Source organism: Rhodanobacter umsongensis (genome assembly GCF_042654965.1).
Lineage (GTDB): Bacteria > Pseudomonadota > Gammaproteobacteria > Xanthomonadales > Rhodanobacteraceae > Rhodanobacter > Rhodanobacter umsongensis.
The window spans coordinates 247,184-273,434 of sequence record NZ_JBHSMK010000005.1 but is presented as its reverse complement, the minus strand read 5'-3'; the positions used below and the strand labels follow the sequence as shown (position 1 = coordinate 273,434).

Sequence of the window (26,251 nt, the reverse complement as noted above, 5' to 3'; positions counted from 1 at the left end):
GTAGATATCAGCCGGCGTGGCTGGTCAGTTGGCGCAATTGCGTCTGTTGCTGTTCGGTGCGGTCGAGCAGGCGTTGCAGTGACGGTGAATCCGGTGCCTGCTGGATCGCCAGCTGCAGCTCCATCCGTGCGGCGTCCAGTTCGATCGCGGCGCCGGCAAGTCGTGGGTCGGACGGCTTCCAGTTGCCGGAAGCCTTCGTGTTGCCGGCCACCGGCGCCGGCGCGGGCGCCTGCAACACGCGCCAGCCGATGCCGCCAGCCAGCAGCAGCGATGCGGCGAGGCTGGCGGCGACCAGCCAGTGCCGGTGGCGATGCGCGGGCCGAGGCTCGCACACGGCCAGCTTCGCGCATGCCGGCGCGCGTTCGACGTCTTCCAGTGCGGCGTCGATCGACGCCCACAGGTCCCGCTGCGGCGTGAGCGGCTGGCGCAGATCGCGCAGCTGTCGGCGCCATTCGAATTCGTTCATGAGCTTTCTCCCAATGCCTTGCGCAGCAGCCCGCGGGCACGGTGCAGTTGCGCTTTCGACGTGCCGACCGCCATGCCCAGTTCGTCGCCGATGTCCTCGTGGCGCCAGCCCTCGATGTCGTGCAGTACCAACACGGCGCGGGCGCGTGGCGGGAGCTGGCCGATAGCGCGTTCCAGTTCCTCGCGCTCGGCGGCGCAGAACGGCGTTTCGCCGGTGTCCGGCAGATGCTCGTCGTCGACCATGCTGACCGGGTCGGCGCCGCGGGCGCGAAGGTCCATCAGTGCCACGTTCACCGCGAGGCGGTACAGCCAAGTGCCGAATGCGCTTTCGTGGCGGAAGCCGGGCAGCTTTTGCCAGGCGCGGATGAACGCGTCCTGGGTGAGGTCGTCGGCGCGGGCGTGGTCATAGCCGGCGAGCCGGTAGACCGCGCCATGCACGCGACCCACGTGCAACTGGTACAGCCGCTGGAACGCATGCCGGTCGCCGGCGGCCGCGGCACGCACGTCATCGCTGTCGTTGGCTCGCGTCGAGGCGGGCGACATGGGGCTTCCAAGGGCAGGACAGGCGGCGATCATCTTGCCAGCTTGGATGCGGCATTGCGCCAAAGGGTTTGAATGGCTGGCGTGAAGCGCGCGAAACGTCAGCATCGCTGGCAGGTCCCGGCGACCTGCCAGCGATCTGGATTCAGGAGGCGACAGCTTCGCGGTGTGCCAGGCCGGCGTCGTCTTCCAGCGCCCGCGCCACGCGTTGCTGTTCCTGGCGCATGCGCTCGGGCAGGTGCTGGCCAAAGCTATCGAGGTACTCGCCGATGGCCGACAGCTCGGCTTGCCAGCCGGCGTTGTCCACGTCGAGCAATTCATCGAGCCCGGCGCGGTCGAGCCTGAGCCCGTCGAGCTTGAGTTCGCCCTCGCCGGGCAGGATGCCGATCGGGGTTTCGATGCCGCTCACGCGATCTTCGACCCGGTTGATCATCCACTCGAGCACGCGCAGGTTGTCGCCGAAACCCGGCCACAAGAACTTGCCGTCCTTGCCCTTGCGGAACCAGTTGACATGGAAGATCTTCGGCAGCTTCGCGCCAGATTTGTCGAACGACAGCCAGTGGCCGAAATAGTCGCCGTAGTGGTAGCTGCAGAACGGCTTCATCGCCATCGAGTCGCGACGCAGCACACCGACCGCGCCGGTGGCGGCGGCGGTGGTTTCCGAGCCCATCGCCGCGCCCATCAGCACGCCGTGGGTCCAGTCGCGCGCCTCCATCACCAGTGGCAGCAGCGACGGACGGCGGCCGCCGAACACGATCGCGCTGATCGGCACGCCCTGCGCGGCTTCGGCCATCTCCGACCAGGTCGGGCACTGCTTCGCGCTGACCGTGAAGCGCGAGTTCGGATGCGCCGCCGGTCCGTTCGCCGGATCATACGGCCGACCCTGCCAGTCGGTGACCGGCGTACCGGGCAGGCCGTCCCACCAGGGCTGGTTGTCGGCGGTGACGGCGACGTTGGTGAAGATGGTGTCGTGCGAAATGCTGGTCAGCGCATTGTGGTTGGTGCTCGCGCTGGTACCCGGGGCCACGCCGAAGAAGCCGGCCTCCGGGTTGATCGCGTATAGGCGTCCATCTTCGCCTGGACGCATCCAGCAGATGTCGTCGCCGACCGTCCACACCTTCCAGCCATCGCGCAAGTAGTCTTCCGGCGGAATCAGCATCGACAGGTTGGTCTTGCCGCAGGCGGATGGGAACGCGGCGGCGACGTAGTGCGTCTCGCCCTGCGGGTTCTCGATGCCGACGATCAGCATGTGTTCGGCCAGCCAGCCTTCGCTGCGCGCCTGGTGGCTGGCGATGCGCAGCGCGTGGCACTTCTTGCCCAGCAGCGCGTTGCCGCCGTAGCCGGAGCCGTAGGACTTGATCGACAGCTCCGCCGGGAAGTGCATGATCCAGCGGCGTGCGGGGTCGAGCTCGCCGACCGAGTGCAGGCCCTTCACGAACGAACCCTCGCGCTCGATCCGCGCCTGCGCGGCAGCGCCCATGCGGGTCATGATCTTCATGTTGGCGACCACATACGGGCTGTCCGTGATTTCCACGCCGCAGCGCGCCAGCGGCGAGTCGATCGGGCCCATGCAGTAGGGAACCACGTACATGGTGCGGCCTTCCATGCAACCGTCGAACAGCGCATCGATCTTCGCGTGGGCCTCGGCCGGGGCCATCCAATGGTTGTTCGGGCCGGCGTCCTCCTCGTTCGGGTGGCATACCAGGGTCAGTTGCTCGACGCGCGCGACATCGGAGGGGTGGGAGCGGTGCAGGTAGCAGCCTGGATGGGTCTGCTGGTTCAGCTCGATCAGGGTACCGTCGGCCAGCATCCGCTGCACCAGGGTCCGGTATTCGGCCTCCGAGCCGTCGCACCAGTGGATCCGGGCCGGGCGTGTCAGCGCCGCCACTTCGTTTACCCAATGCTCGAGCGCTTCCACCTTGCTGGCCATCGTGTCCCTCTAAGGTCTTCACAAAAAACGAATCGAAACGGTAGTTTGCGTGCACTGGTATTGCAAGGTTCCACGCAACAAAAAATGGCGCCAGGTGGCGCCGCAGGGCATCCGTATTTGCGTATCAGGCCGGAATCAACGTCGCGATCATGTGTTCGACGTAAGCGTCGAACTCCTCATGATTGAGTCGCGGCAGGCCGAGCGTGAAGTTCAATTGCAGAAATCCCACATAGGCCGCGTAGGTCAGGCGCGCCCGGTTCAATGCCTGCGGCGGCGGCAGGCCGGCCTCGCGGTAGGCGGTGGTGAGGAATTCCATGCGGCGCTGCGACACGCGGGCCATCACCGGCACTACCTGGGGATGATCCAGCGCCTTGAGCAGCGAGGCATACACGCGGTGCGGCTGCAGCTCATGCGCGACCCGGCGGAACAGCTCGGGCAAGCGCTTGCGCGGATCGGCGATCTGCTCGATCTGGCTGATGACCTCGCGCTCGCCGTATTGCTCCCAACGCTCCAGCGCCGCATTCAACAAGGCCTCGCGGGTACGAAAATGCCAGTAGAAGCTGCCTTTGGTCACGCCCAGCTGGCGGGCGAGGGCTTCGACGGCCAGCGCGCCAACGCCTTGCTCGGCGATCAGGTGCAGCGCGGCAAGTTCCCAATCCTCGGCTGACAGGCGGGTGCGTTCAGGCTTGCTACTGACATTCATGTGCGTATGGTAGCCACACCCTGCGTATTTGTAATGTGGTGCGTCGCCTGGCTGCGCACACCGCGTGAGGAAGCGCATGCGCCACATTGGTGGCGGTTGACGGCACTCGCCGAGGCAATCCATACTCACCCGTATGGTCTACGATGTCGCCCCCTTCCATACCGTCAGCCGCTTCTCCGTGGCCGACCTGGGCCTGGCCCGCGAAACATGGAACCCGGCAGGTCAACCCACGCTGCTGTTCGCGCACGGTTTCGGCCAGACCCGCGGGGCCTGGAGCAGTGCAGCCATGGCGCTGGCCGATGCCGGGTGCCGCTGCGTGACATTCGACGCGCGCGGTCACGGCGAAAGCGATCGCGCAGCTGGCGCCGCGGGCTCGGGACGGGGCTATCACATGAATCAGTTCGCCGACGACCTGCTGCGGCTGGCTGCCGCGCAGCCGCAGCCGCCGATCCTGGTCGGCGCGTCGATGGGCGGCCTGCTCGGCATCGTGCTTGCCGGCGAAGTGCGGCCCGCGCCGTTCCGCGCACTGGTGCTGGTCGACATCACGCCGCGCTGGGAAACCGCCGGGGTGGAACGCATCCTCGCCTTCATGCAGGCACATCCGGATGGTTTTGCGAACTACGCCGAGGCTGCCGAACAGATCGCCGCCTACCTGCCGCAGCGGCGCGAGCGCAAAAGTACCGAACAATTGCGCCCGCTGTTGCGCGAAGGCATCGATGGCCGGCTGCGCTGGCACTGGGATCCGGCCCTGCTGTCGGGCGACCTGGTGCAGGAAAGCGAGCGCTATCAGCCGCGCCTGCAGGCTGCCGCAGCGAAGATCGACGTGCCCGTACTGCTGCTGTCCGGTGCGCGCAGCGATGTCGTATCGCGCGCTACCGTCGATGAGTTCCTGCAACTGGTGCCACATGCGCAGCATGTGGAGCTGCCGCACGCCAGCCACATGGTGGCGGGCGACGCGAATGATGCATTTACGCGCGAAGTCGCCCGTTTCGTGCGAGGCCTGAAGCCATCTGTCGACCGGCCGCAAGCCGGCGCTGCCCAACCGTGATGAGGTGTTCAAGATGTCCGTGATACTGACCTTGCTGGCGGCGCTGGTTGCCACCGGCGCCTGCGCTTACCACCGCAGCAGCCTGCGCACCTGGGCGATCGCCACGATCGCCGCTACCGTGGCCATCGGCCTGATCGTGCACGCGCCGTGGACCACGGCCATCCTGCTGATCGTCGAACTGTTGATTGCCGTGCCGCTGCTGCTGGTGGATTTCCGCCGCCGGCAGATCAGCGCGCCGCTGCTGAAGCTGTTCGCCCAGGTCACCCCGAAGCTGTCCGAGACCGAGCAGACCGCGCTGGAAGCGGGCACCGTCGGCTTTGAAGGCGAACTGTTCTCCGGCAAGCCGGACTGGCATGAGTTGCTCAAGCAACCCAAGCCCGAGCTGAGCGTGGAGGAGCAGGCGTTCCTCGATGGCCCGGTGGAAGAACTCTGCGGCATGATCGACGACTGGCAGATCACCCACGAGCTGGCCGACCTGCCGCCGAACGTGTGGGAGTTCATCAAGAAGAACCGCTTCTTCGGCATGATCATCCCGAAGCAGTACGGCGGCCTGCAATTCTCCGCGCTGGCGCATTCGGCGGTACTGCAGAAGCTGGCCACGATGTCGGCCACGGTGGCCTCGACGGTGTCGGTGCCGAACTCGCTGGGGCCGGCCGAACTGCTGCTGCATTACGGCAGCGAGGAGCAGAAGAACCACTACCTGCCGCGATTGGCGGTGGGCGAGGAGATTCCCTGCTTCGCCCTCACCGGTCCATACGCCGGCTCCGACGCCACCTCGATCCCCGACTTCGGCATCGTCTGCCGACAGACCGTCGATGGCGTGGATACGCTCGGCATCAGGCTCACTTTCGACAAGCGCTACATCACGTTGGCACCTATCGCCACGGTGATCGGGTTGGCCTTCCGCATGTACGATCCGGAGCACCTGCTCGGCGACAGGGAGGACCTGGGCATCACGTTGGCCTTGCTGCCGCGTTCCACGCCGGGCCTGGAAATTGGGCGCAGGCATTTCCCGCTGAACGTGCCGTTCCAGAATGGCCCGGTGCACGGCAAGGGTATTTTTGCGCCGCTGTCGGTGCTGATCGGTGGGCCGAAGATGGCTGGGCATGGCTGGCGGATGCTGGTCGAGGTGTTGTCGGTCGGCCGTGCGATTTCACTGCCGTCCAACGCAACTGGCGCCTTGCGCGGCGCGGTTGCTTCGGTGGGTGCCTATGCGCGCATGCGCAAGCAGTTCGGTCTGGCGATCGCGCGGTTCGAGGGTGTCGAGGAGGCGCTCGCACAGATTGGAGGGCTGACCTACGCGACGGCGGCACTGTCGCGTTCTACCGCGGCTGCGGTGGATCGTGGTGAAAAGCCGGCGGTAACGTCGGCCATCGCGAAGTACCATGCCACCGAATGGGGCCGGCAGGTCGCCGGCCATGCGATGGACGTCCTCGGTGGCAAGGGCGTGCAGCTTGGCCCTAACAACTATGCCGGGCGCGCCTGGCAGGGCGTGCCCATCGCGATCACCGTGGAAGGCGCCAACATCATGACGCGCAGCCTGATGATCTTCGGCCAAGGGGCGATCCGCTGTCATCCCTACGTGCTGAAGGAAATGCAGGCGCTGTCGATCACCGACCGCGACGAACAGTTGAAGACCTTCGACCGCCTGCTGTTCGGCCACCTCGGCTTCGGCGTGTCCAACGCAGTGCGCAGCTTCGCGATGGGTCTCACCGGCTCGCGTCTCGGCGAGACCGCCGGCGATGCCTATACACGCCGCTACTACCGCAAGCTCGATCGCTATTCCGCCGCGCTGGCGCTATGCGCCGATGTGTTCATGGGCGTGCTCGGCGGCAAGCTGAAGTTCAAGGAGAAGCTGTCGGCGCGCCTGGGCGACGTGTTGAGCTATCTGTACATCGCCAGCAGCATGCTCAAGCGCTACGAGGACACCGGCCGACCGGAGGCGGATCGCCCGCTGCTGGCGTGGGCGTTCCATCAATGCGTGTGGAACATGCAGATGGCGCTTGACGGCGCGATCCGCAATTTCCCGGTGCGCCCGGTGTCGTGGCTGCTGCGCGTGCTGGTGTTTCCGTTCGGCCGCAGCGAGGTGCCGCCATCGGATCGTCTGGGTCGCCGCGTCGCCGCGCTGATCACCGCCCCCAGCGAAGCGCGCGATCGCCTGATGGAATGGGTCTACCTGACTCCAACCGCGAACAACACGGTCGGCCGCATGAATGCCCTTCTGCCGGACGTGATCGCGGCAGAGCCGGTCGATCGCAAGTTCGGCAAGGCGCAGAAGAGCGGCCAGTTCAAGACGCACGATTACATGGACCAGCTGGCCGAAGCCGAGCAGGCCGGCGTGCTGAATGCCAGCGAGGCAGCACTGCTCAGGCGCGTGCGCGAAGGTGTGTTCGAATTCATCTCGGTGGACGACTTCGCACCGGATGAATTGCGTGCGTTCAAGACGCGTGCGGACAGCTGAGGTATCCCGAAAACGCTGTCTATAGGCGCCAGGCCGGCGAGGGCCGGGACCGCTTTGCCTTCGCTGCGGCAGGCGCGGGTCCCGACCTTCGCCGGGCAGGCGTCAGGAAAGAGGCCCCATTCCACGCGCCAGGCATGTTCAGCCCGTTGCCAGCATGCAACGGTTCTTGCCGCTGCGCTTGGCTGCATACATGCCTCGGTCGGCGGCCTGGATCAGCCGCTCGTCGGCATCGGGGCGATCATCGGGAAGGTAGGGCGCAATGCCGATGCTGGCACTGACGCGCACTTCCACCGGGGCGCCATCGCCACGCAGCGTGTAAGGCTCGCCCAGTGCCGTGCACAGTTTCTGGCTCAGCTGCAGCGCCTGCTGCGGATCGTCGATGTCTTCCAGGACCAGGGCAAATTCGTCGCCACCCAGTCGTGCCACGGTATCGTTGCCGCGCAGGTGCGCCGACAGCCTTGCCGAAATCTCCTGCAGCAGGGCGTCGCCCACCGGGTGGCCATGCTCGTCGTTGACGCCCTTGAAACCGTCGATATCGATGAAGGCCAGCGCGAAGCGACCATGGTGGCGATGCGCGCGCTGGATCGCCACCTGCAGGCGATCGCGAAACAGCATGCGATTGGGCAGACCGGTCAGGATGTCGTGGCTGGCCTGGTGGCGCACCGTCGCTTCGGCCAGCTCGCGCTCGGCCACTTCCCGGGTGAGCTGCTGGTTGCGTTCGGCCAGTTCGGTCAAGGTCTGCAGCAGTTTGGCGCGAACCGCGTACAGCTCCAGGAACACACGCACTTTCGATTGCAGGATCACATCGTTGATCGGCTTGGCGATGTAATCGACGGCGCCGGAGCGATAGCCCTTGAGCCGGTTCAGATCGTCGGCATAGGCGGCGGTGACGAAGATGATCGGCGTCTCGCGCAACTGTTCGGCCTCGCCCAGCAGGGCGGCCACCTCGAAGCCATCCATGTCGGGCATGTTGACGTCGAGCAGGATCAACGCGAACTGATGATCAAGGCACAGCGCCAGCGCCTCGTTGCCGCTGCGTGCCTCGATAATCTCCGCGCCGCTGTGCGTGAGCAACCGGCGCATGGCGACAAGATTGGCCACCGTATCGTCGACGACAAGAATTTTCGGCAACATCGCATTCGTGTCGATGGCAGAGCGAACTGCTCCCGACCCACCTTAGCCGCTATCGGCCAACGCCGGCATGAACGGCGGCCTCATTTTCGCCAGGCGCGCCGGCCCCGGCAGCCGGGCCGGATCGCGTTCAACGCTGCAGCGTGGCCCGTATCAATGCGGCCAGCCGGTCGATGTCGATCGGTTTGGACAGGTAGTCGCTGGCGCCCATTTCCAGGCACCGTTCACGATCGCCGCGCATCGCCTTGGCGGTCAGCGCAATGATCGGCAAGGTGGCGTAGCGCGGTTGCGCGCGGATCGCGCGGATGGTCTCGTAACCGTCCATGCCCGGCATCATGATGTCCATCAATACCAGTTCCGGCGGCTCATCGTCGGACAGCATCCTCAGCGCCTTGGGTCCGTCCTGCGCCATGCTCACCTGCAAGCCCCAGCTGCGCATGACCTTGGACAGCGCGAAAAGATTGCGCATGTCGTCGTCCACCAGCAGGACGCGGTGGCCGGTCAGCTCGCTGACCGTAGCCGGCCCGGCGGCAACGCGCGGCGCCGGTTGGACGCTGTGCAGGAACACGCTGATCTCGTCGAGCAGCCGCTCGGCCGAGCGAGCGCCTTTGAGTACGATGGCCTCGGCATACCGGCGCAGTTCGAGGGTTTCCGCATGGCTCAGGTCGCGGCCGGAGTACACCACCACCGGCGGCACGCCCTTGATCGTGTCCGCCAGCTTCTCCAGCAATTCGAGCCCGGACATGCCGGGCAGGCCCAGGTCGAGCACGACGCAGTCGTAGTCGGTTTGGGCGATTTTCTCCAGCGCTTCCTCCGCCGATCCCGCTTCGTCGACCTGCACGTTGTCCCGGCGCAACGTGGCGCGCACGGCGGCACGCGAGTCGGCATCGTCGTCGACGATCAGCAGCTGCCGGCGTTGATCGGCCGCAAAACGCAGCAGCCTTTCCAGTGCGGCGCCGATGGACTCGCGACTGACCGGCTTGGTGAGGAAGCCCACGGCGCCGCGATCCGACCCGCGCGAGCTGCTATCGGTGGCCGAGATGAAGTGCACCGGGATCGTCCGCGTCGCCTCGTCGGCCCTGAGTTTGTCCAGCACCGTCCAGCCATCCATCGCCGGCAGCGAAACATCCAGCAGGATGCCAGTGGGGCGCAGGTCGCGCGCCAGCTGCAGGCCCGCCTCGCCGTCTCCTGCGGCGAGCGCGCGATAGCCCTTGCGATGGATCATGTCGATCAGGATCCGCGCGAAGGCGGGGTCGTCCTCGATCACCAGGATCGAGATCACACCGGGCCGCAGTGAGGTACGGTCGTCCTCGATCACCTCCGGCAGCAGATACGGCGACTTCGCCCGGCCAAGTCGGGTGGCGGGAGCGGGCGGGGCGTCGGGCGCGACCTCGCATGACGCCGGAGGCGTCTGCGGCAGCAGCACGGTGAAATGGCTGCCGCTACCGGCTTCACTGCGCAGGACGACGTCGCCGCCGAGCAGCTGCGCGATCCGCCGCGAGATCGCCAGGCCCAGCCCGGTGCCTCCGAATTGGCGGCTGGTGCCGGCATCGACCTGCTCGAAAGCGTTGAACACGCGCTGAAACTTGTCCGGTGGTATGCCGATGCCGGTATCGCTCACCGTCAGCGCGATCAGCGGCCGGCCGAGCAGCGCTTCGGGAACGGCGGTTTCGGCGTCGGGGCGTCCGACGTGCAAACTCACCGTGCCGCGGGCGGTGAACTTGAAGGCGTTGCTGAGCAGGTTGTTGATGATCTGCTCGAGCTTGCTGCCGTCGGTGCGCAGGCTGGATGGCAGGCTGGCATCGATGTCCAGCGTGAAGCCCAGCCCCTTGTCATCGGCGACATGCGCGAACGTGCGCCGCAGCCGCTGGATGAGGTCGGTCAGCACCAGCTCTTCGATCACCAGCTCCATCTTGCCCGCTTCGACCTTGGACAGGTCGAGAATGTCATTGATCAGATGCAGCAGGCTGTTGCCGGCGTCGTGGATGATCCGTGCCGATTCGATCTGTTCCTCGTCGAGGTTGCCGGTGTCGTTGTCGGCCAGGCTGCGCGAAAGGATCAGCAGGCTGTTCAGCGGCGTGCGCAACTCGTGCGACATGTTGGCCAGAAACTCGCTCTTGTACTGGCTGGCCCGCGCCAGCTCGGCCGCCTTGTCTGCGGTTTCCTGCTGAAGATCCTCCAGCACGTATCTCTGCCGGTTCAGGCTGTCGGTCTTCTCGCGCAATTCCTCGTTGGACGCCTGCAGCTCTTCAGCCTGCACGCGCAGCTCTTCCTCCGAGGCAATCAGCCGCTTGGACTGTGCTTCCAGCTCGGACGTCTTCGCCTGGAGTGCCTCGTTGTTGTCGCGCAGCACTTCCTTCTGCTGGCGCATCACCAGTTCGGACACGCGCAGGTCGTCGGCTTGTTCCCGCGTCTGCAGCAGCAGGTCATGCGTGCTGATGGCGCGGTTGAGATTCTCCAGCGTCAACGCCACGATCGGCAGCAACTCGTCCAGCAATTGCCGCTGCAATGGGGTGAGCGGCACGAAGCCGGCCAGCTCCACCACGCCGATCAGCGTATCGCGATACAGCACCGGCAGGATCGCGACATGGCGCGGCAAGGCCTCGCCGCTGCCGGAATCGATGTGCAGATAATTCTCTGGCACGTCGTCCAGCATGATCGGCTTGCGCTCGATCGCACACTGGCCCACCAGGCCCTCGCCCGGCAGGTAATGCTCGGCGGAACGGTTGCTCAGGCGCAGGCCATAACTGCCCAAGAGGTCAAGCCGGTGGCGCGCATCGTCGAATGAATAAAACAGGCCGACGCCGGCCTTGCACAGCGGCACCAGCTCGCTGGCCAGCCACTGCGCGAACTCCTTGTGCGTGGTCGCCTGCAACAGCACGTGCGAAATGGCGGAGACCTGCGAGCGGATCCACGCCTGCGACTGGGTGTCCAGCGACATCTGCTTGAACACCTGCAGCGCCCGGGCGATCTCGCCGACCTCGTCGCGACGGTCGAGCCGGCGGATGTCGAAATCGTGGTCATGTTGGGACAGCCGCGTCATCAGGTCGGTGAGCCGGCGCAGCGGTCGGGTGACCAGTTGCGCGGTCAACCGGATCACGAGAACGCCGAGCAGGATGCCGAGCAGGATCGCGGCCACGTTGATCACCCTGGCGGTCGCCAGGGTGCGATCAAGCTGCTCGTTGCGGGCCGTCAGCAGGCGGGTTTCCCCCCCGATCATCTGCTCGATGGCGGCGTACATCTCCTCGCTGCCCACCGTGAGCCGTTCCAGGTAGCCCGACTGGATGCGCTGCAGTTCCACCGCCATGGTCGCAGCGTCGGCGGCCTTCAGCCGGGTGACCGGATCGATCGCATGGGCCTTCAGCTCGCGCTGCCATCGTGAAACCATCTTTTCCAGCAAGTCGATGCGCGACTGCTGCAAGGGGTTGTCCGTGGTCATTTCGCGCAGGCCAGCCATGCGCTCATGCAGGCTGTCGAGGGCATGGTTGTACATGGCCAGCTGATCGGCACGCTGGGTCAGCATGTAGCCGCGGGCACCGATCTGACTGGCCTGCAGCGCACCGCTCACGTGATTGAGCTGCAGCAACACCTGGTAGGTGTGCGTCGCCCAATGGCGATTGTTCTCCTGCTGGCGTAGCGAATTCAGGGTGACCGCGCTGGTTACCAGGAACAGGCCCAGCAGCAAGCCGATCGCCAGCGTCATCTTTCGCTGCATCGGCTGATTGGCCAGCCAGGAAATTTTCTTCGCTTGGTCAGGTTGCTGCATACGGGCCACGGTGTACCGGCAGGACGGCTGTGACAAGCTCGATGGTTGTCGCGCCTGTCACAAGGTAGCCCGCGGCGGGGAGGAGCCCGGGCTGGCCTCGAGCAATTCGACCGCGCCGAACCGCTGCCGCAGGCGTTGCCATGGCCGGCACGGCACGATCGAGCCACGCCGCAAGGCCACGGCCAGCAGCGCCAGCGTGCACAGCGAACACAAGCCGAGCGCGATCACCGACGCTTCGGCGCCGAATACGCCGCCGCTGAGCCAGTCCGGGCCGCTGCGCGTGGACACCAGCCAGCCGTCGGCCTTGAGGCCGGAGACGGGGATGCCGTAGATCGTGCCCTGGGCGAAATTCCATGCGGCATGCAGGCCGATACACAGCGCCAGCGAGCGGGTCACGTGATACAGCATGCCGAACAGCAGGCCCGCTTCGATCGCGATGGCGGCCGAGCTCCACAATGTGGCGCCGGGGTTGGCGATGTGCGCGGCGCCGAAGAACAGCGCCGAGACGATCAGCGCGACCCAGGTGCCCAGGCCTTCTTCGACGATGCGGAACAACGCGCCCCGGCAGAGGATCTCCTCGCCGATGCCCGCGCCCAACCCGACCATCAGCAAGGCAGGCAGCCATTTCGCATCCGGGTTGTTGCCGGTGATGTGGTAACTGCCAAGCAGATACAGCATGCCGACCACCGCGCTGAACAGCAGCAGGCCGGCCAGCGCACCCTTGGCCCCCTCCGGAAGCAGCCGCCGCGGCGCCAGTTCGTCGATTTTGCGTCGCTCCACCAGCTTGACGAGCAGCAGGTAGGCGAGCAGCGCCGGCATGGCACGCATCAGGAACTGCACCAGGGCATGTTCCAGGTCCGGCGACTGCTTGCCGCCCCAGCCAAGCGCATGCATCAAGCCTCCCGTCAGGAAGCTGAAGGCAATGAACAGCGCGGTGAAAATCACGATGCGTGCCAGCGGCGAGAACAACAGCCAGCGTTTCCAGCGCGGCGCGCCGGCAGGTGTGGCGTAAGCAACGGACGCATCGATCATGGCGCTGAATTCCCCTGGGTGAAGGAGATGCACGCTAGCAGCCGCTGCCCCCGCCGCCTAGTGGCATGCGGGACATGTGCGGGCTGCGGGATGGAGGACGCGGCCTCAGACCTCGACGGCGGTGGCGTGCTCGCGCGTGTTCGCAAAACGCACCTGCGGCCAGCGCTCCTGCGCCAGCTGCAGGTTCACCCGCGTGGGCGCGATGTAGACCAGCTCGCCGGCGCCGTCGATGGCCAGGTTCATCGCGTTCTTCTCGCGGAATTCGGCCATCTTCTTCTCGTCGTCGCAATGCACCCAGCGTGCGGTGGTCACCGTCACCGGCTCGAAGCTGGCGTCGACGTTGTATTCGTCTTTCAGCCGGTACGCCACCACGTCGAACTGCAGCACGCCGACCGCGCCCAGGATCAGGTCGTTCGACATCAGCGGACGGAAGAACTGGGTGGCGCCTTCCTCGCTCAACTGCGCCAGGCCTTTCTGCAACGCCTTCATCTTCAGCGGATCGCGCAGCCGTGCGCGGCGGAACAGTTCCGGCGCGAAGTTGGGGATGCCGGTGAAGTTGATCGCCTCGCCCTCGGTGAAGGTGTCGCCGATGGTGATGGTGCCGTGGTTGTGCAGGCCGATCACGTCGCCCGGATACGCTGTCTCGACGATCTCGCGGTCACTGGCCATGAAGGTCAGCGCGTTGGCGATGCGGATGTCCTTGCCGGTGCGGGTCTGGATCATCTTCATGCCGGCGGTATAGGTGCCCGAGCACACGCGCATGAACGCCACGCGGTCACGGTGCGCCGGGTCCATGTTGGCCTGGATCTTGAACACGAAGCCTGAGAGCTTCTCCTCCTCCGGCTGCACCTCGCGCGTCAGCGTGGCGCGCGGGCGCGGGCTTGGTGCGTGCTCGACGAAGAAATCCAGCAGCAGCTGCACGCCGAAGTTGTTCACCGCCGAACCGAAGAACACCGGCGTCTGCCGGCCGGCGAGGTACTCGCCCATCTCGAACGACGGCGCGGCGCCCTGCACCAGCTCCAGCTCCTCGCGCAGCTCGCGCATCGCCTCGTCGCCGATCCTTTCCAGCAGGCCCGGCGCATCGAGCCCTTTGAAGATGGTGGAGTCCTGCCGCGTGAAATTCCTGCCGGGCTCGAAGATGTGCACCTCGTCCAGCAGCAGGTGGTACACGCCCTTCAGCCGCTTGCCCATGCCGATCGGCCAGGTCACCGGCGCGCAGGCGATGCCCAGCACCGATTCCACCTCGTCCAGCAGTTCGATCGGCGAGCGGCCCTCGCGGTCGAGCTTGTTGATGAAGGTCATGATCGGCGTGTCGCGCAGCCGGCACACCTCCATCAGCTTGATCGTGCGTTCTTCGACGCCCTTGGCGCAGTCGATCACCATCAGCGCCGAATCCACCGCGGTGAGCACGCGGTAGGTGTCTTCGGAGAAGTCCGCATGTCCCGGCGTGTCGAGCAGGTTGACGATCTTGCCTTCGTACGGGAACTGCATCACCGACGAAGTCACCGAGATGCCGCGCTCCTTCTCCAACGCCATCCAGTCCGACGTCGCATGCCGCGCCGCCTTGCGCCCCTTCACCGACCCGGCCATCTGGATCGCGCCGCCGAACAGCAGCAGCTTTTCGGTCAGCGTGGTCTTGCCCGCGTCAGGATGGCTGACGATGGCGAACGTGCGGCGGCGGCGGGTTTCTTGGAGATGCGAGGACATGGAGGCGGGTCGGCTGGAGCGCGAACCGGTAATTGTAGCGTGGATCACCCGACGGCCCGCTGCGCGCTCCCCGGGCCTGAAAGCTTGGAGCGCGCGACCCCGCCCGGCGGCGTGCTAACCTTGCCGCCGGTTGCGCCGGTCCGATCGACGCAGCCAAACCCCTTGGGGAGTAGCCTGCCTCGCTTCGGCGGGGCGTCTTCGTCAACATGCTCGGCTTTTCCTGCCGTGGCGGAGACACCGATCCTGGTTGGCGAGACCAACGGCTGACGGCGCCACGGCGGTGGGGCGCGCCGTCGTGCCGTTGTGCCTTGCCCGACCGATCTGGACATCCATGAATCCCGTTTCCATCCTGCTGCTCGGCTTTGCCATGTCCACCGACGCCTTTGCGGCAGCGATCGGCAAGGGCGCCGCGATGACCCGGCCGCGGCTCGGCCAGGCGCTGCGCGCTGGCCTGATCTTCGGCGTGATCGAGGCGATCACGCCGGTGCTCGGCTGGCTATTGGGCAAGAGCGCCTCGCGCTACATCGAAGCGTGGGACCACTGGGTGGCTTTCGGCCTGCTGCTTGCGCTGGGCCTGCACATGATCTGGAACGCGCTCAAGCCGGATGCGGAGGAGGCTGCCGACGAGGCGAAGAAGCACGGGTTCATCCCGCTCGCCATCACCGGCTTTTCCACCAGCATCGACGCGCTGGCCGTGGGCGTGGGACTGGCGTTTGTCGACATTCCGATCGCGGTCGTGGCGGTGGTGATCGGCCTGTGCACCTTCAGCATGGTCACGCTGGGCATCATGCTTGGCCGCGTGCTCGGTGCCATGGTGGGCCGGCGCGCCGAGGTGATCGGCGGCATCATCCTGATTGGCGTGGGTGTGGCGATCGTGTACGAACACCTCTCGGCATAGCGATCGAGTCCCATCGGGCGAGCGCCACGGCCAGGGTCTGGCCGGGGCGCCCATCGTCGATGGAGCCGTAACGGCGGGTCCGGGCCGCCTACTTCGCCAGCTGGGTCAGCACCTGATGCCAGAACTCCAGGCCGGCCTCTACCTCCGAAGCCGGCAGCTTCTCGTTGAGCCCATGCGCAAACGTGTCATCGGGTTTGGTGAAGGCGGCATCGATGCCGTAGCTGGGCACGCCGGCGTTGCGGAAATGCATGCTGTCGGAGGCGCCGGCAGACATGCCCGGAGCGATCTCCACGCCAGGGAATCGCCGATGCACGGCGTCGGTCACCGCGGCGATCACGTCCTTGCGCAGCGGCGAGGCGGGGCTGGCCACCGGCGTGGGCGGCAGCACCGCCACGGTGGCGGACTTGTCGTCGATCACCTTGACCAGGGTGTCGCGCACGTTGTCGACCGAGGTGCCCGGGAAGATGCGGCAGTTGACGTTGAGGCTGGCGCTCTGCGGCAGCGCGTTCAGTGCGTGGCCGCCGTTGAGCATGGTCGCCACGCAGGTGGTGCGGATCTGGCCGACGTAGGCGGGATCGGCCGAGATGGTGGCCGCGGCGGCAGCGTCATCAGGGTGGGCGGCGAACTGGGTCATCGCCGCGCCCAGCGGGCCGGGCGTGTGGGCGCCGAGTGCGTGCAGCGAGGCGAGCGTGATCTCGTTGCTGAGCGGCGGAAACTGATACCCGGCGACGCGATCGATGATGCGCGCCAGCCGATAGATCGCATTGTCCGAATTCGGCTCGCTGGAGTGCCCGCCGGCCGAGGTCAGGCTGATCTGGAAGTCCGCATAGGTCTTTTCGGCGGCCTGGATCTGGTACAGCGCGGGCTTGCCGGTATCGGGGTTCAGGGTGCCGCCGCCGGAATCGGCGTTGAGCAGGAACTCGGCGTCGTGATAGCGCTTCGCCAACTCGCGGGTCGAGGCCATGCTGGTCTCTTCGTCGCCGGACAGCAGCAGGATCAGGTCGCGGCGCGGCTTGAAGCCCTCGCGCTTGAGGCGGATCAGCGTTTCCACCAGCACCACCACCGCGGTCTTCATGTCGGCTGTGCCGCGCCCATACAGATAGCCGTTCTCCTGCACCAGGGCGAACGGATCGCGCGTCCAGTCCTTGCGCTTGGCCGCCACCACGTCCATGTGCCCGGACAGCAGGATCGGCTTGCCCTCGCCGGTGCCGCGATAGCGCGCCACCAGCGCGGCGGTCTCGCCGACCGGAATGATCTGGACATCGCCGGCGGCAAAGCCGGCGGCCTTGAGCTTGTCGGCCAGGTACGCGGCCAGCACCGGCACCTGGTGCTCGCCCTGAACCGTGTGGATGCCGATGACGTGCTTCAGCATGCCCATGGTCTCGGGCAACGCCTCGGCCGTGGTGCCGGCGCGGGCCAGCCCGACGCCGGCGCAGAAGACCAGTGCGGCCGCGGCGGCGGGCCCAAGTGCGCGTGCTGCTTTCATGCGGAAACCCCTTGCATCGCTGATGGATGATCGAGTATGCCCGGCAGCTCGCGCGCTTGTATACGCCGCGGCGCGTCCGCCGGTGCCGCACGCTCCATGTTCCCTGGTCGCCGCGGGGCGCCCGGCCCCGAGCGGCGAACGGCATGGTTCGCGCCGCGCAGGCCGGCGGGTTGCCAGTCGAGCACATCTACGATTACTAGCGCCGGCGCGATGCTGGAGCGGCCATGCGCGCACGAAAAAGCCCGCGGATCGCTCCGCGGGCTTTTCGTTTCGCATCGGCGGTGAGGCCGGCGCGGCGTCGAGGCGAAGCCTTACTTCGCCTCTTTCTCCATCAGCTTGTCGACCATGTTCGGCGGCACGATTTCGTAGTGGTCGAACTCCATCGAGAACGTGCCGCGGCCGCGGGTGGCGGAGCGCAGGAAGTTGATGTAGCCGAACATCTCCGCCAGCGGCACGAAACCCTGCACGAACGCGGCAGAACCCTTCTGGCCCTGGTCGCTGACCGAGCCACGGCGACGGTTCATGTCGCCGATCACGTCGCCGAGGTACTCCGCCTCGGTGACCACTTCCAGGCGCATGATCGGCTCCAGCAGCTTCGGCTTGCTGAGCTTCTGTGCTTCGCGGAAGCACTGGCGTGCGGCGATTTCGAAGGCCAGCGCCGAGGAGTCGACGTCGTGGTACTTGCCGTCGACCAGGCGTGCCTTGAAGTCCAGCACTTCGTAGCCGGCGATCTGGCCCTGGCGCGCCTCCACGATGATCGCGTGCTGCACGGCCGGGATGTATTCGCGCGGAATGCGGCCGCCGACGACCTCGTCGGCGAAGATCACGCCGCTGCCGGTCTCGCCCGGCTCGAAGATGATCTTCACTTCGGCAAACTGGCCCGAACCGCCGGACTGCTTCTTGTGCGTGTAGGTGTGCTCGACGGTCTGGCCGAACGCCTCGCGGAAGCTGACCTTGGGCTTGCCCATGTTCGCTTCCACGCCCAGCTCGGTGCGCATGCGGTCGATGGTCACCTCCAGGTGCAGCTCGCCCATGCCCTTCAGCACGGTCTGCCCGGTCTCCCTGTCTACTTCCATCTGCAGCGACGGATCGGCCTTGACCATCTTGTAGAGCGCGGTGGACATCTTGTCGACGTCGTTGCGGCTCTTCGGCTCGACCGACACGCTGATGACCGGATCCGGGAAGCGCATGCGCTCAAGCAGTGCCGGGTGCGCCGGATCGGACAGCGAATCGCCGGTCTCGGTGTCCTTCATCGAGACGAACGCGCAGATGTCGCCGGCGCGCACCTCGTCGATCTCCTTGGCCGAATCGGCCTGGATCTCCACGATGCGTCCGATGCGCTCCTTCTTGCCGCGGGTGACGTTCTGCAACGTGTCGCCCTTCTTGATCACGCCCGAATAGACACGGCAGAAAGTCAGCGTGCCGAACTGGTCGTTGATGACCTTGAACGCCAGCGCGCGCGCCGGTGCGTTGTCGGACACCTCCTGCTCGCCGATGACGTTGCCGTCCTCGTCGACCATCGCGATGCCGCCGTTCTCGCCGGGATAGGGCAGGTAGTCGACCACCACGTCCAGCAGCTGCTGCACGCCCTTGTTCTTGTACGAAGAGCCGCACAGCACCGGTACCAGCTTGCCGGTCACGGTGCCCTTGCGGATGCACTTCTTCAGCACGTCCAGGTCGTGTTCGCCGGTCTCGATCAGGCGCTCGAACGCGGCATCGTCCATCGCCAGCGCGGTTTCCAGCATCTCCTCTCGCAGCTTGGGCAGCTGGTCGATCCATTCGTTGTCGACGGTGGAACCGAACTTCAGACGCGCGCGGAGCTGGTCCAGCGGCACGGTCTCCCATTTGCTGTCCTTGTCGTCGGAGGCCCAGATGTAGCCCACGTTGGCGACGAGGTCGGCCATGCCGACGAATTCGTCGGAGCTGCCCAGCGGAATCTGGCACAACAGCGCCGGCGCGTTCAGGCGCTCGCGGATGCCCTTCACGCAATGCGCAAAGCTGGCGCCGATGCGGTCCATCTTGTTGACGTAGCAAACGCGCGGCACGTTGTACTGGTCGGCGAGGCGCCAGTTGGTCTCGGTCTGCGGCTCCACGCCGGCGACGCCGTCGAACACCACCACGGCGCCGTCGAGCACGCGCAGCGAACGGTTCACCTCGATGGTGAAGTCGACGTGTCCCGGGGTGTCGATCACATTGATCTGGTGACCCTTCCATTCGGCGGATACGGCCGCGGACTGGATCGTGATGCCGCGCTTGCGCTCCTGCTCCATGTAATCGGTGGTGGTCGAACCCTTGCCATCTTTCGTGTCGTGCACGTCGATGATCTGGTGCTTCTTGCCGGTGTAGTACAGCACGCGTTCGGTGGTGGTGGTCTTGCCCGCATCGATATGCGCAATGATGCCGATGTTGCGGTAAAGCGAGAGGGGTTTCTGTCGGGCCACGGTCTGGATTCCGGAAAGGGTTGCGTCAGGGCAAGCGTGAGGAGGGCAGTCAGATGCTGCCCATCAGGGGCGTTTTCAAGATGGTTGCGGGTTTGGGACCGGATGGCGCTGGCTGCGCCAGGCGGGTTGTGAGTGCATCAGACCGCCCATCATAACCGGCCTGCGGCAAGCCTGCCCGGATCGGTTCAGCCTGCGGGTGGCAACCGGGCCACGGTTCCGTCCGCGGCGGCCCTCATGCGATGCGCAGGGCAGCCAGTGCGTCCATCAGCTGCCTGGAGTCGTAGGGCTTCTGCAGGATCCTTTCGTTGCGCCATGCCTCGGGCAGATCCTGATCGCCGTAGCCGGAGGAGAACACAAACGGGATGCCGCGGCGCCGCAGCACCGTGGCGACGGGAAAGCTCTGCTCTCCGGCCAGGTTGATGTCGAGGATCGCCAGATCGATCGACGCCGACTCGGCCAGCTCCAGGCAGCGGTTCAGCCGTGCGGCCTTGATCACGCGGTAGCCCGATGCGTCCAGGCGATCCTCCAGCATCATTGCCAGCATCATCTCGTCTTCGGCAAGCAGGATGCACGGCAGGATGCAAGCGGTGGTCATCAGGAAGCAACCTCGTCCAGTGGCACATCGATGACGCAGGTGACGCCTTCGCGGGAAAACTTGAGCGTCACTTCACCATCCAGTTCATACGGCAGGCCTTCGCCGATCAGGCGCGAACCGAAACCACGGCGGGTGGGTGGCGCCACCTTGGGGCCACCGGTTTCCGTCCACTGCAGCAACAGCCGCGGACGTTGTTCCTTCAGGTGTGTCGTCCAGGTGACGGCGACCTGGCCCTCGGGCACTGACAGCGAGCCGTATTTGCCTGCATTGGTGGCCAGTTCGTGCAAGGCCATGCTCAGTGCCAGTGCCTGCTTCGGCGGCAAGATGATCTCGTCGCCCTGCACGCACACCCGTGCATCGTTCACCGGTTCGGTGCCGTCATGGCGATACGGTGCAAGTTCACCGTTGACGATGTCGGCCAGCGACGCACCGACCCAGGCATCCTGCGCAAGCAGGTTATGCGTTTGCGACAGCGCCAGCAGCCGGGACATGAAACTATCGGCGAAGGCAGGCAGGTCCGGCGCGCTGGCGAGGGTCTGCTGGGCGATCGCCTGCACCGTGGCCAAGGTGTTCTTCACCCGATGATTGAGCTCTGCCAGTATCATTTCCGTGTGTCGTGTCGCGCGCACGCGTTCGGTAATGTCCCGCGCGATCAGCGTGCCGGCGAACAGCTCGCCGTCCTTGTCGCGCACCGGTGAGTAGCTCATCGCCAGTGGCACCGACTCGCCATTGGGCCGAACCCAGGTCATTTCGAACTCGTCCAGTCGCGCCGGCCGTTCCTCGTTGGCGAAGAATTTCCTGGCCTCATCGGAGGGTTCCGACGGCAACAGCATGCGCAGCGGCTGGCCCACCGTCTGGCTGGCGGACAAGCCGAAAATGCGTTCGGCGCTGGCGTTCCAGCTGGTGATTCGCTGGTCCAGGGAAAAACCGAAAATGGCGTCGCGCGAAGAGTTGACGATGGCGGCGAGCCTTGCGTGCTCGCTGTTCAGCTGCTGGCTTTCGGTGATGTCGACGAAGGTCAGCACCACGCCGTCGACGAGGTTGTCGACCGTCAGGTAGGGTCGCATGCGCAGCAGGAAGGTCGCTGCGTCACCGATGCCGCGCAACGTGCGCTCGGTGACCGCCATGTCGTGCAGCACGTGCGCCACGTCGCTCTTCAGCTCCGGATAGTTGATGCGCGGGGAGATCTCGGTGATCGGACGGCCCTTGTCGCCGTCGCGCAAATGAAACAACGCGGTCATCATCGGCGTGTAGCTGCGGATGGTCAGGTCCTTGTCCAGGAACAGCGTGGCGATGTGGGTGCTGTCGAGCAGGTTGCGGATGTCGCTGTTGAGCCGGTTCAGCGCCTCGTTCTTGCTGTTGAGCTCCGCGTTGACGATCTGCAGCTCCTCGTTGATCGACTGCATTTCCTCGGTGGAGGTTTCCAGCTCCTCGTTGGCCGATTGCAGCTCCTCGTTGACCGACTGGTATTCCTCGTTGGCCGACTTCAGCTCCTCGCTGGCGGTTTCGTGCAGGTCGACCGCGGTATGCAGCTGCGCGCGGGTTTCGCGCAACTCGTCCTCCAGCGTGTGGACGCGGCTGGGTTTGCCTTCGTTTGCCGGTTCGGGCGAGTGCTGCGCGGGCTCCAGTTCATTGAAGGCGACCACGCACATCTCGACCTTGCCTTCGCCATCGGTCAGCGGCTCCACGATCAGCCGCAGCGGGCACTCTTGCCCTTCGCGCAGCAGGGTCAGCCCTTCACGGACCACCGGCGCACCGCTGGCGAAGGCCTGCAGCACAGCGGCGCGCACGGCACCCCGCAGCGGCTTGTCCAGCAGCTGGAACAGGTTGAGGCTGGCCGCCCCGGACGATGGCGCGAGGTAGCGTCCGGTATCGCCACCGAAGCGGAGCACGTCGTGGCTGGCGTTGATCACCGCGTAAGCCGGCGACCAGTGTTCCAGCGCCTGGCGTGCCTGCCGCCCGATCAGGTCCTCGGCTTGCGGACGCGCGGCCTGCGTGCCGAGTTCCACGGGGTGGCGCCGCATGTTGGGTAGATCCCGCGGTCGCGTGTGGGCCTCGTCGCGGCGGACGTACAGGCGTTGTTTCTTGTCCAGTTCGGTGAACAGTCGCGCGTTGCGGCCCAGTCGCTCCGAGGCGCCCAGCAGCAGGAAACCGCCAGGCCGCAGCGCGTAGTGGAACGACCGCACCAGCCGCTCCTGCAGATCGTTGCCGAGATAGATCAGGAGATTGCGGCAGGAGACCAGATCCATCCGCGAGAACGGCGGATCCTTGAGCACGCTGTGCGGCGAGAAGATGCACATCTCGCGGATCTGTTTGACGACGCAGTAGTCGTCGCGATCCTTGCGGAACCAGCGCTCCAGGCGCTCGGGCGAAATCCCGGTCAACGGTGCCCGGTAACGTCCGGCGCGGGCCCGTCCGATCGCCCGGTCGTCGATGTCGGTGGCGAAGATCTTCACCTTCAGCGGGTGTTGCGGATCCATCGCCTCGCACAGCAGGATCGCGATGGAGTAGGCCTCCTCGCCGGTGGCGCACCCCGGCACCCAGATGCGCAGCACGCCGTCGCCGGCCCGGTCGGCCAGCAGCGCGGGTATCGCGATGGTACGCAGCGCCTCGAATGCGAGCGGGTCGCGGAAGAACTCGGTCACGCCAATCAGGAACTCGCGGAACAGCAGCTCGTGCTCTTCCCGATGCTGCTCCAGGTACTTGATGTAATCGGTGAGGGTTTCGGCCTGCACCACCAGCATGCGCCGCTGGATGCGCCGCATCAGGGTCTTTTCCTTGTACTGGCTGAAGTCGTGTCCGGCCACGGCGCACAGCATTCCGCAGATGGTCTTCAGGTGTGCCGCCACATCGGCGCGCGCCCCATCGGAATATTTTTCCCGATGCGTGGCGTGCATCTGCTTTTCATAGGCGAGCAGCCACCCCGGCATGTCGGACACCGGCAGCACGGCGTCGACCAGCCCGGTGGCCACCGCGCTGGCCGGCATGCCGGTCATGGCCTCATGGTCGAAGCCGGATTGCGCCAGCGCCAGCCCGCCGTGATCCTTCACCGCGCGCAGCCCTTGCGCACCATCGCTGCCCGTGCCGGCCAGTACTACGCATACCGCGTTTTCGCCCTGGTCTTCGGCCAGTGACGTGAAGAAGCTGTTGATCGGCCAGCGATACTCGCGAGGCGGCGCCGGCTTGCTCACCTGCAGTACGCCCTGGGCGATGGTGAGGGTGGCATTGGGTGGAATCACGTAGACGTGCCGCGGCTTGACCCGCATGCCTTGCGCCGCCTCGACCACCGGCATGGAGGTGTTGCGGCCGACCAGATCGGCCAGCAAGCTGGTGTGATCGGGTGCCAGGTGCTGCACCAGCACGAAGGCCAACTGGCCGCTATCCGCCGGCATGTGCGCGAAGAAAGCCTTGAACGCCTCCAGCCCGCCGGCGGACGCGCCGATGCCGACGATCATCGGCGGAGTCGATGGCGGCTTGCCGGCTTTCGCGGGTGCGCGTCTCCTGCCGGCGGCAGTGGACATGGGCTTTGTCTTGGACGGCATGCGGTGCAGCCTGAAAACCCAGGTGGACCTGGATGAGGTTGCAGCATAACGCGCATTGCCGTTCAGGCCGGGTGACTGGCAGCCGGCGTCGACTACCGCGTTGCCATGTGTGCCGGAGCGCCCGTCAGCAGGTCTTCGTGGAACGCACCGAACGGCTCCGTCGGATGCGCAATCTGGATCTCCAGTATCCACAGTCCGCTCGAAGGCGTGGCCTCCAGATCGCCGAGGTCGCCGCCCTTGTGGACCGAGTGCGGGTAGTCGCTGACCCGATGGCCCTTGATCGCATGATTGAACCGCCAGCCCATGGCTTCGGCGCGCTCGCCGGCAAACGCATACAGCGACTGGCCGCCCAGCCCCCGCGTGCGCCATGCTTCGGCCACTTCACCGAACAGGGTACGCGCGGCATCCGCACAGGCTTGTCGCTCCGGTGCGTGGCCGACCACAAAGGTGTCGCCCGCATCGCCTTCATGGCCGTCGAACACCAGCCCGAGGTCGATGAAGTAGCTGTCGTTCTCGCCCAGGCGCACGCGCGGATCGGAGCGCTGCCGATACGTCCTGGTCGTGTTCGCGCCGATGCGTATCAACACCGGATGCCACAGCCGCTCGATGCCCAGCTCGCGGCATACCCTGGCTGCTTCGAGCTTTGCTTCGTCCTCGCTGATGCCCGGGCGCATGCGCTCGCGGATGCCGCGCAGCACGGCCCAGGTTCTTTCGCGGGCGTGTTGCATCAGGGCGGGATCGAAGCGTTGTCCGACAGCTTCGCGAGGGGAGGGCGCCATGCGCATGCGCCAGATCAGGCCAGGTGGACGAGGATCAGCCCGATCGCTGCCGGCAGCGCCTGTATCCACAGGACCTTCCGGCTCGCGGTCAACCCGCCGAAGATGCCGGCGACCAGCACACAGGTGAGGAAGAACACCTTCACGTAGAAGCCGGCGGCGCCGAGACAGAGCCCCCAGGCCAGTCCGGCGGCGAGGAAGCCGTTGTAGAGACCCTGGTTGGCCGCGAGCGCTTTCGACTGCTCGGCGAACGCCGCCGTGGTGCCGAATGCGCGGCGACCCGAGGGTTTGGTCCACAGGAACATTTCCAGGATCAGGAACCACAGATGCAGCAGCGCGATGACGGCGATCACGATATTCGCGGCAGTGAACACGATGGCTTCCCCTCGAATGGCGGCTGGCGGCGCTTCGTCCGTGGAGTGTCGCAGCCGTCCGGGTCGATCGCAAACGCAGGGCGACCGCCGCCGCCGAGCCTGCCGCCGGCTTGCCGTCTGCGCAAGCGGGATCAGCCGGGCAACGCGGGCGCCTCCGCCAGCGCGGCGACGGCGCGCGTTTCGGGCCTGCCCAGCGCCCGCAGCCACCGATAGTGCGAGGCGATGCCCGCACCAAACGTGCGGTGTTCGCGATAAGTCACGCCGAACTCGCGGCAGGTCTCCTCCACCACGCGGGCGACCAGCGGGTAATGCACGTGCGAGATGCGCGGAAACAAGTGATGCTCGACCTGGAAATTCAGGCCGCCGATCAGCCAGCCCAGCACGCGGTTGCCGCGGGCGAAATCCACCGTGGTCTCCAGCTGGTGGATCGCCCACGGCGTGGCCATCTGCAGGCCGGTGGCGTCGGGCACCGGAAACGCCGCCTCTTCCACCACGTGCGCCATCTGGAACACCAGTGCCAGCAGCACGCCGGCCACCGCCGAGACCAGCATGTAGACCATCAGCACGCTGCCGATCGAATGGAAGGCCAGCGGCAGGCCGAAGGCGAGCGTGAAAAACACCAGCTTGCCGATGATGAAGCCGGCCAGGTCGCGGCCGCGCGGGCGGGTGAACGGGCGTTCGCCGACCGTGCCGGTGAGCATGTCGCGGAAATCGCCGTACAGATGCCAGCGGATCGCAGTGACGCCATACAGCGGCCACAGGTAAATGTGCTGCCAGCGATGCCACGGCCGCCGCGGCTGCAGCGGCGACAACCGGCCCAGCGCGCCCAGATCGATGTCGCTGTCATGGCCGGCCACGTTGACCCAGGTGTGATGGAAGCGCGCGTGCTTCCACCGCCAGATGTACGAGCTGCCGCCGACCATGTCCAGCGCCAGCGCCATCAGCCGGTTGACCCCGCGATGCTCCGAATACGCCTGATGGCCACCGTCGTGCATGATGTTGAAGCCGATCGCCGCGGTGGCCACGCCCAGCACGATCGCCAGCGGCACGCTCTGCCACCAGGCGGCCGCAAAGAACACCAGCGCCGCATAGGCCAGCACAAAGGTGGCCAGGATGATCGCCGTCTTCAGATACATCTGCGCACTGTCGCGCTCGCGGGTGCCGCTGCGCTTGAACTCCGCCTCGACCCGGCGGCGCAGCTCGCGATGAAACGAGTTGTCGCCGTTGAACTTCAGCCGTCCGTCGGGGGCGTTGCGCGGGGCGACGGCAAGCGTGTCGTCACGGTGCGATGGATCGGGTGACATGGCACAGCCTGGCGAAGGATCAATCGCGCATGTTACGCGAGTGCAGCAGGTG

At 66.1% G+C, this 26,251-nt stretch carries 18 protein-coding genes; 3 read left to right on the top strand and 15 right to left on the bottom strand.

Translation table 11 applies throughout. The features are described from left to right. Positions 1–7 precede the first annotated feature (7 nt). From ACFPME_RS10400 to ACFPME_RS10385, 4 genes are all read right to left on the bottom strand, one after another. Positions 8–466: a hypothetical protein gene (locus ACFPME_RS10400; protein WP_377304905.1), complete on the bottom strand. Its 459-nt coding sequence runs from the start codon at positions 464–466 to the stop codon at positions 8–10. Then, complete coding sequence (locus tag ACFPME_RS10395; RefSeq protein ID WP_377304903.1) at positions 463–1,008, bottom strand: RNA polymerase sigma factor; 546 nt, start codon at positions 1,006–1,008, stop codon at positions 463–465. Before ACFPME_RS10395 ends, ACFPME_RS10400 begins: the two co-directional genes overlap by 4 nt. 142 nt (positions 1,009–1,150) lie before the next feature. Then, entirely contained in the window at positions 1,151–2,935 is a 1,785-nt protein-coding gene (locus ACFPME_RS10390) for a phosphoenolpyruvate carboxykinase (GTP) (RefSeq protein ID WP_377304901.1), read from the bottom strand. Between the two features lie 124 nt (positions 2,936–3,059). Further along, the gene (locus ACFPME_RS10385) at positions 3,060–3,638 is read right to left on the bottom strand and encodes a TetR/AcrR family transcriptional regulator (protein ID WP_377304899.1); all 579 of its coding nucleotides are present in this window, start codon (positions 3,636–3,638) and stop codon (positions 3,060–3,062) included. Between the two features lie 133 nt (positions 3,639–3,771). On the opposite strand from ACFPME_RS10385, the gene ACFPME_RS10380 reads away from it, so the two are divergent. Together ACFPME_RS10380 and ACFPME_RS10375 are read left to right on the top strand one after the other, a co-directional pair. Then, positions 3,772–4,686 carry an alpha/beta fold hydrolase gene (locus ACFPME_RS10380; RefSeq protein WP_377304896.1) on the top strand — a complete coding sequence of 305 codons (915 nt, stop codon included), beginning with the start codon at positions 3,772–3,774 and terminating at the stop codon, positions 4,684–4,686. 13 nt (positions 4,687–4,699) lie between these two features. Further along, positions 4,700–7,147, top strand: coding sequence for an acyl-CoA dehydrogenase (locus tag ACFPME_RS10375; RefSeq protein ID WP_377304894.1), 2,448 nt, complete (start codon positions 4,700–4,702; stop codon positions 7,145–7,147). Positions 7,148–7,285: 138 nt separating this feature from the next. On the opposite strand, the gene ACFPME_RS10370 is transcribed toward ACFPME_RS10375, so the two are convergent. The 4 genes from ACFPME_RS10370 to ACFPME_RS10355 all read right to left on the bottom strand — a co-directional run bounded on the left by ACFPME_RS10370 (position 7,286) and on the right by ACFPME_RS10355 (position 14,783). Then, positions 7,286–8,281: a diguanylate cyclase domain-containing protein gene (locus ACFPME_RS10370; RefSeq protein ID WP_377304892.1), complete on the bottom strand. Its 996-nt coding sequence runs from the start codon at positions 8,279–8,281 to the stop codon at positions 7,286–7,288. Positions 8,282–8,408: 127 nt separating this feature from the next. After that, positions 8,409–11,981, bottom strand: a complete 3,573-nt coding sequence (locus tag ACFPME_RS10365) for a response regulator (protein ID WP_377304889.1) — start codon at positions 11,979–11,981, stop codon at positions 8,409–8,411. Between the two features lie 120 nt (positions 11,982–12,101). Continuing rightward, positions 12,102–13,076 (bottom strand): CPBP family intramembrane glutamic endopeptidase, encoded by a 975-nt coding sequence (locus ACFPME_RS10360; RefSeq protein ID WP_377304887.1) that lies wholly within the window; start codon positions 13,074–13,076, stop codon positions 12,102–12,104. 105 nt (positions 13,077–13,181) lie between these two features. Further along, positions 13,182–14,783, bottom strand: coding sequence for a peptide chain release factor 3 (locus ACFPME_RS10355; protein WP_377304885.1), 1,602 nt, complete (start codon positions 14,781–14,783; stop codon positions 13,182–13,184). A gap of 331 nt (positions 14,784–15,114) precedes the next feature. Here ACFPME_RS10355 and ACFPME_RS10350 point away from each other — a divergent pair, with 331 nt between their 5' ends. Beyond that, positions 15,115–15,681: a manganese efflux pump MntP gene (locus ACFPME_RS10350; RefSeq protein WP_377304883.1), complete on the top strand. Its 567-nt coding sequence runs from the start codon at positions 15,115–15,117 to the stop codon at positions 15,679–15,681. A gap of 88 nt (positions 15,682–15,769) precedes the next feature. On the opposite strand, the gene ACFPME_RS10345 is transcribed toward ACFPME_RS10350, so the two are convergent. The 7 genes from ACFPME_RS10345 to ACFPME_RS10315 form a co-directional block, all read right to left on the bottom strand. Further along, on the bottom strand, positions 15,770–17,167 hold the full coding sequence (locus ACFPME_RS10345) for a M20/M25/M40 family metallo-hydrolase (protein WP_377304881.1): 1,398 nt from the start codon (positions 17,165–17,167) through the stop codon (positions 15,770–15,772). A 311-nt stretch (positions 17,168–17,478) separates the two neighbouring features. After that, complete coding sequence (gene fusA, locus ACFPME_RS10340) at positions 17,479–19,608, bottom strand: elongation factor G (RefSeq protein WP_377304879.1); 2,130 nt, start codon at positions 19,606–19,608, stop codon at positions 17,479–17,481. A 232-nt stretch (positions 19,609–19,840) separates the two neighbouring features. Continuing rightward, the gene (locus ACFPME_RS10335; protein ID WP_377304877.1) at positions 19,841–20,203 is read right to left on the bottom strand and encodes a response regulator; all 363 of its coding nucleotides are present in this window, start codon (positions 20,201–20,203) and stop codon (positions 19,841–19,843) included. Then, positions 20,203–23,724: a chemotaxis protein CheB gene (locus ACFPME_RS10330; protein WP_377304875.1), complete on the bottom strand. Its 3,522-nt coding sequence runs from the start codon at positions 23,722–23,724 to the stop codon at positions 20,203–20,205. Before ACFPME_RS10330 ends, ACFPME_RS10335 begins: the two co-directional genes overlap by 1 nt. Positions 23,725–23,837: 113 nt before the next feature. Further along, the gene (locus ACFPME_RS10325; protein WP_377304873.1) at positions 23,838–24,524 is read right to left on the bottom strand and encodes a M24 family metallopeptidase; all 687 of its coding nucleotides are present in this window, start codon (positions 24,522–24,524) and stop codon (positions 23,838–23,840) included. 14 nt (positions 24,525–24,538) lie between these two features. After that, the gene (locus ACFPME_RS10320) at positions 24,539–24,895 is read right to left on the bottom strand and encodes a DUF1304 domain-containing protein (protein ID WP_377304871.1); all 357 of its coding nucleotides are present in this window, start codon (positions 24,893–24,895) and stop codon (positions 24,539–24,541) included. Between the two features lie 131 nt (positions 24,896–25,026). Further along, positions 25,027–26,199 (bottom strand): fatty acid desaturase family protein, encoded by a 1,173-nt coding sequence (locus ACFPME_RS10315; RefSeq protein WP_377304869.1) that lies wholly within the window; start codon positions 26,197–26,199, stop codon positions 25,027–25,029. Between the last annotated feature and the right edge of the window lie 52 nt (positions 26,200–26,251).

Bases quoted from the DNA above. Each gene is read 5' to 3' on its own strand.
- ACFPME_RS10375 (WP_377304894.1), top strand. From the start codon at position 4,700: ATGTCCGTGATACTGACCTTGCTGGCGGCGCTGGTTGCCACCGGCGCC.
- ACFPME_RS10350 (WP_377304883.1), top strand. From the start codon at position 15,115: ATGAATCCCGTTTCCATCCTGCTGCTCGGCTTTGCCATGTCCACCGAC.
- ACFPME_RS10360 (WP_377304887.1), bottom strand. From the start codon at position 13,076: ATGATCGATGCGTCCGTTGCTTACGCCACACCTGCCGGCGCGCCGCGC.
- ACFPME_RS10365 (WP_377304889.1), bottom strand. From the start codon at position 11,981: ATGACGCTGGCGATCGGCTTGCTGCTGGGCCTGTTCCTGGTAACCAGC.
- ACFPME_RS10400 (WP_377304905.1), bottom strand. From the start codon at position 466: ATGAACGAATTCGAATGGCGCCGACAGCTGCGCGATCTGCGCCAGCCG.
- ACFPME_RS10355 (WP_377304885.1), bottom strand. From the start codon at position 14,783: ATGTCCTCGCATCTCCAAGAAACCCGCCGCCGCCGCACGTTCGCCATC.
- ACFPME_RS10395 (WP_377304903.1), bottom strand. From the start codon at position 1,008: ATGTCGCCCGCCTCGACGCGAGCCAACGACAGCGATGACGTGCGTGCC.
- ACFPME_RS10330 (WP_377304875.1), bottom strand. From the start codon at position 23,724: ATGTCCACTGCCGCCGGCAGGAGACGCGCACCCGCGAAAGCCGGCAAG.
- ACFPME_RS10345 (WP_377304881.1), bottom strand. From the start codon at position 17,167: ATGAAAGCAGCACGCGCACTTGGGCCCGCCGCCGCGGCCGCACTGGTC.
- ACFPME_RS10315 (WP_377304869.1), bottom strand. From the start codon at position 26,199: ATGTCACCCGATCCATCGCACCGTGACGACACGCTTGCCGTCGCCCCG.
- ACFPME_RS10325 (WP_377304873.1), bottom strand. From the start codon at position 24,524: ATGGCGCCCTCCCCTCGCGAAGCTGTCGGACAACGCTTCGATCCCGCC.
- ACFPME_RS10335 (WP_377304877.1), bottom strand. From the start codon at position 20,203: ATGACCACCGCTTGCATCCTGCCGTGCATCCTGCTTGCCGAAGACGAG.
- ACFPME_RS10380 (WP_377304896.1), top strand. From the start codon at position 3,772: ATGGTCTACGATGTCGCCCCCTTCCATACCGTCAGCCGCTTCTCCGTG.
- ACFPME_RS10385 (WP_377304899.1), bottom strand. From the start codon at position 3,638: ATGAATGTCAGTAGCAAGCCTGAACGCACCCGCCTGTCAGCCGAGGAT.
- ACFPME_RS10390 (WP_377304901.1), bottom strand. From the start codon at position 2,935: ATGGCCAGCAAGGTGGAAGCGCTCGAGCATTGGGTAAACGAAGTGGCG.
- ACFPME_RS10370 (WP_377304892.1), bottom strand. From the start codon at position 8,281: ATGTTGCCGAAAATTCTTGTCGTCGACGATACGGTGGCCAATCTTGTC.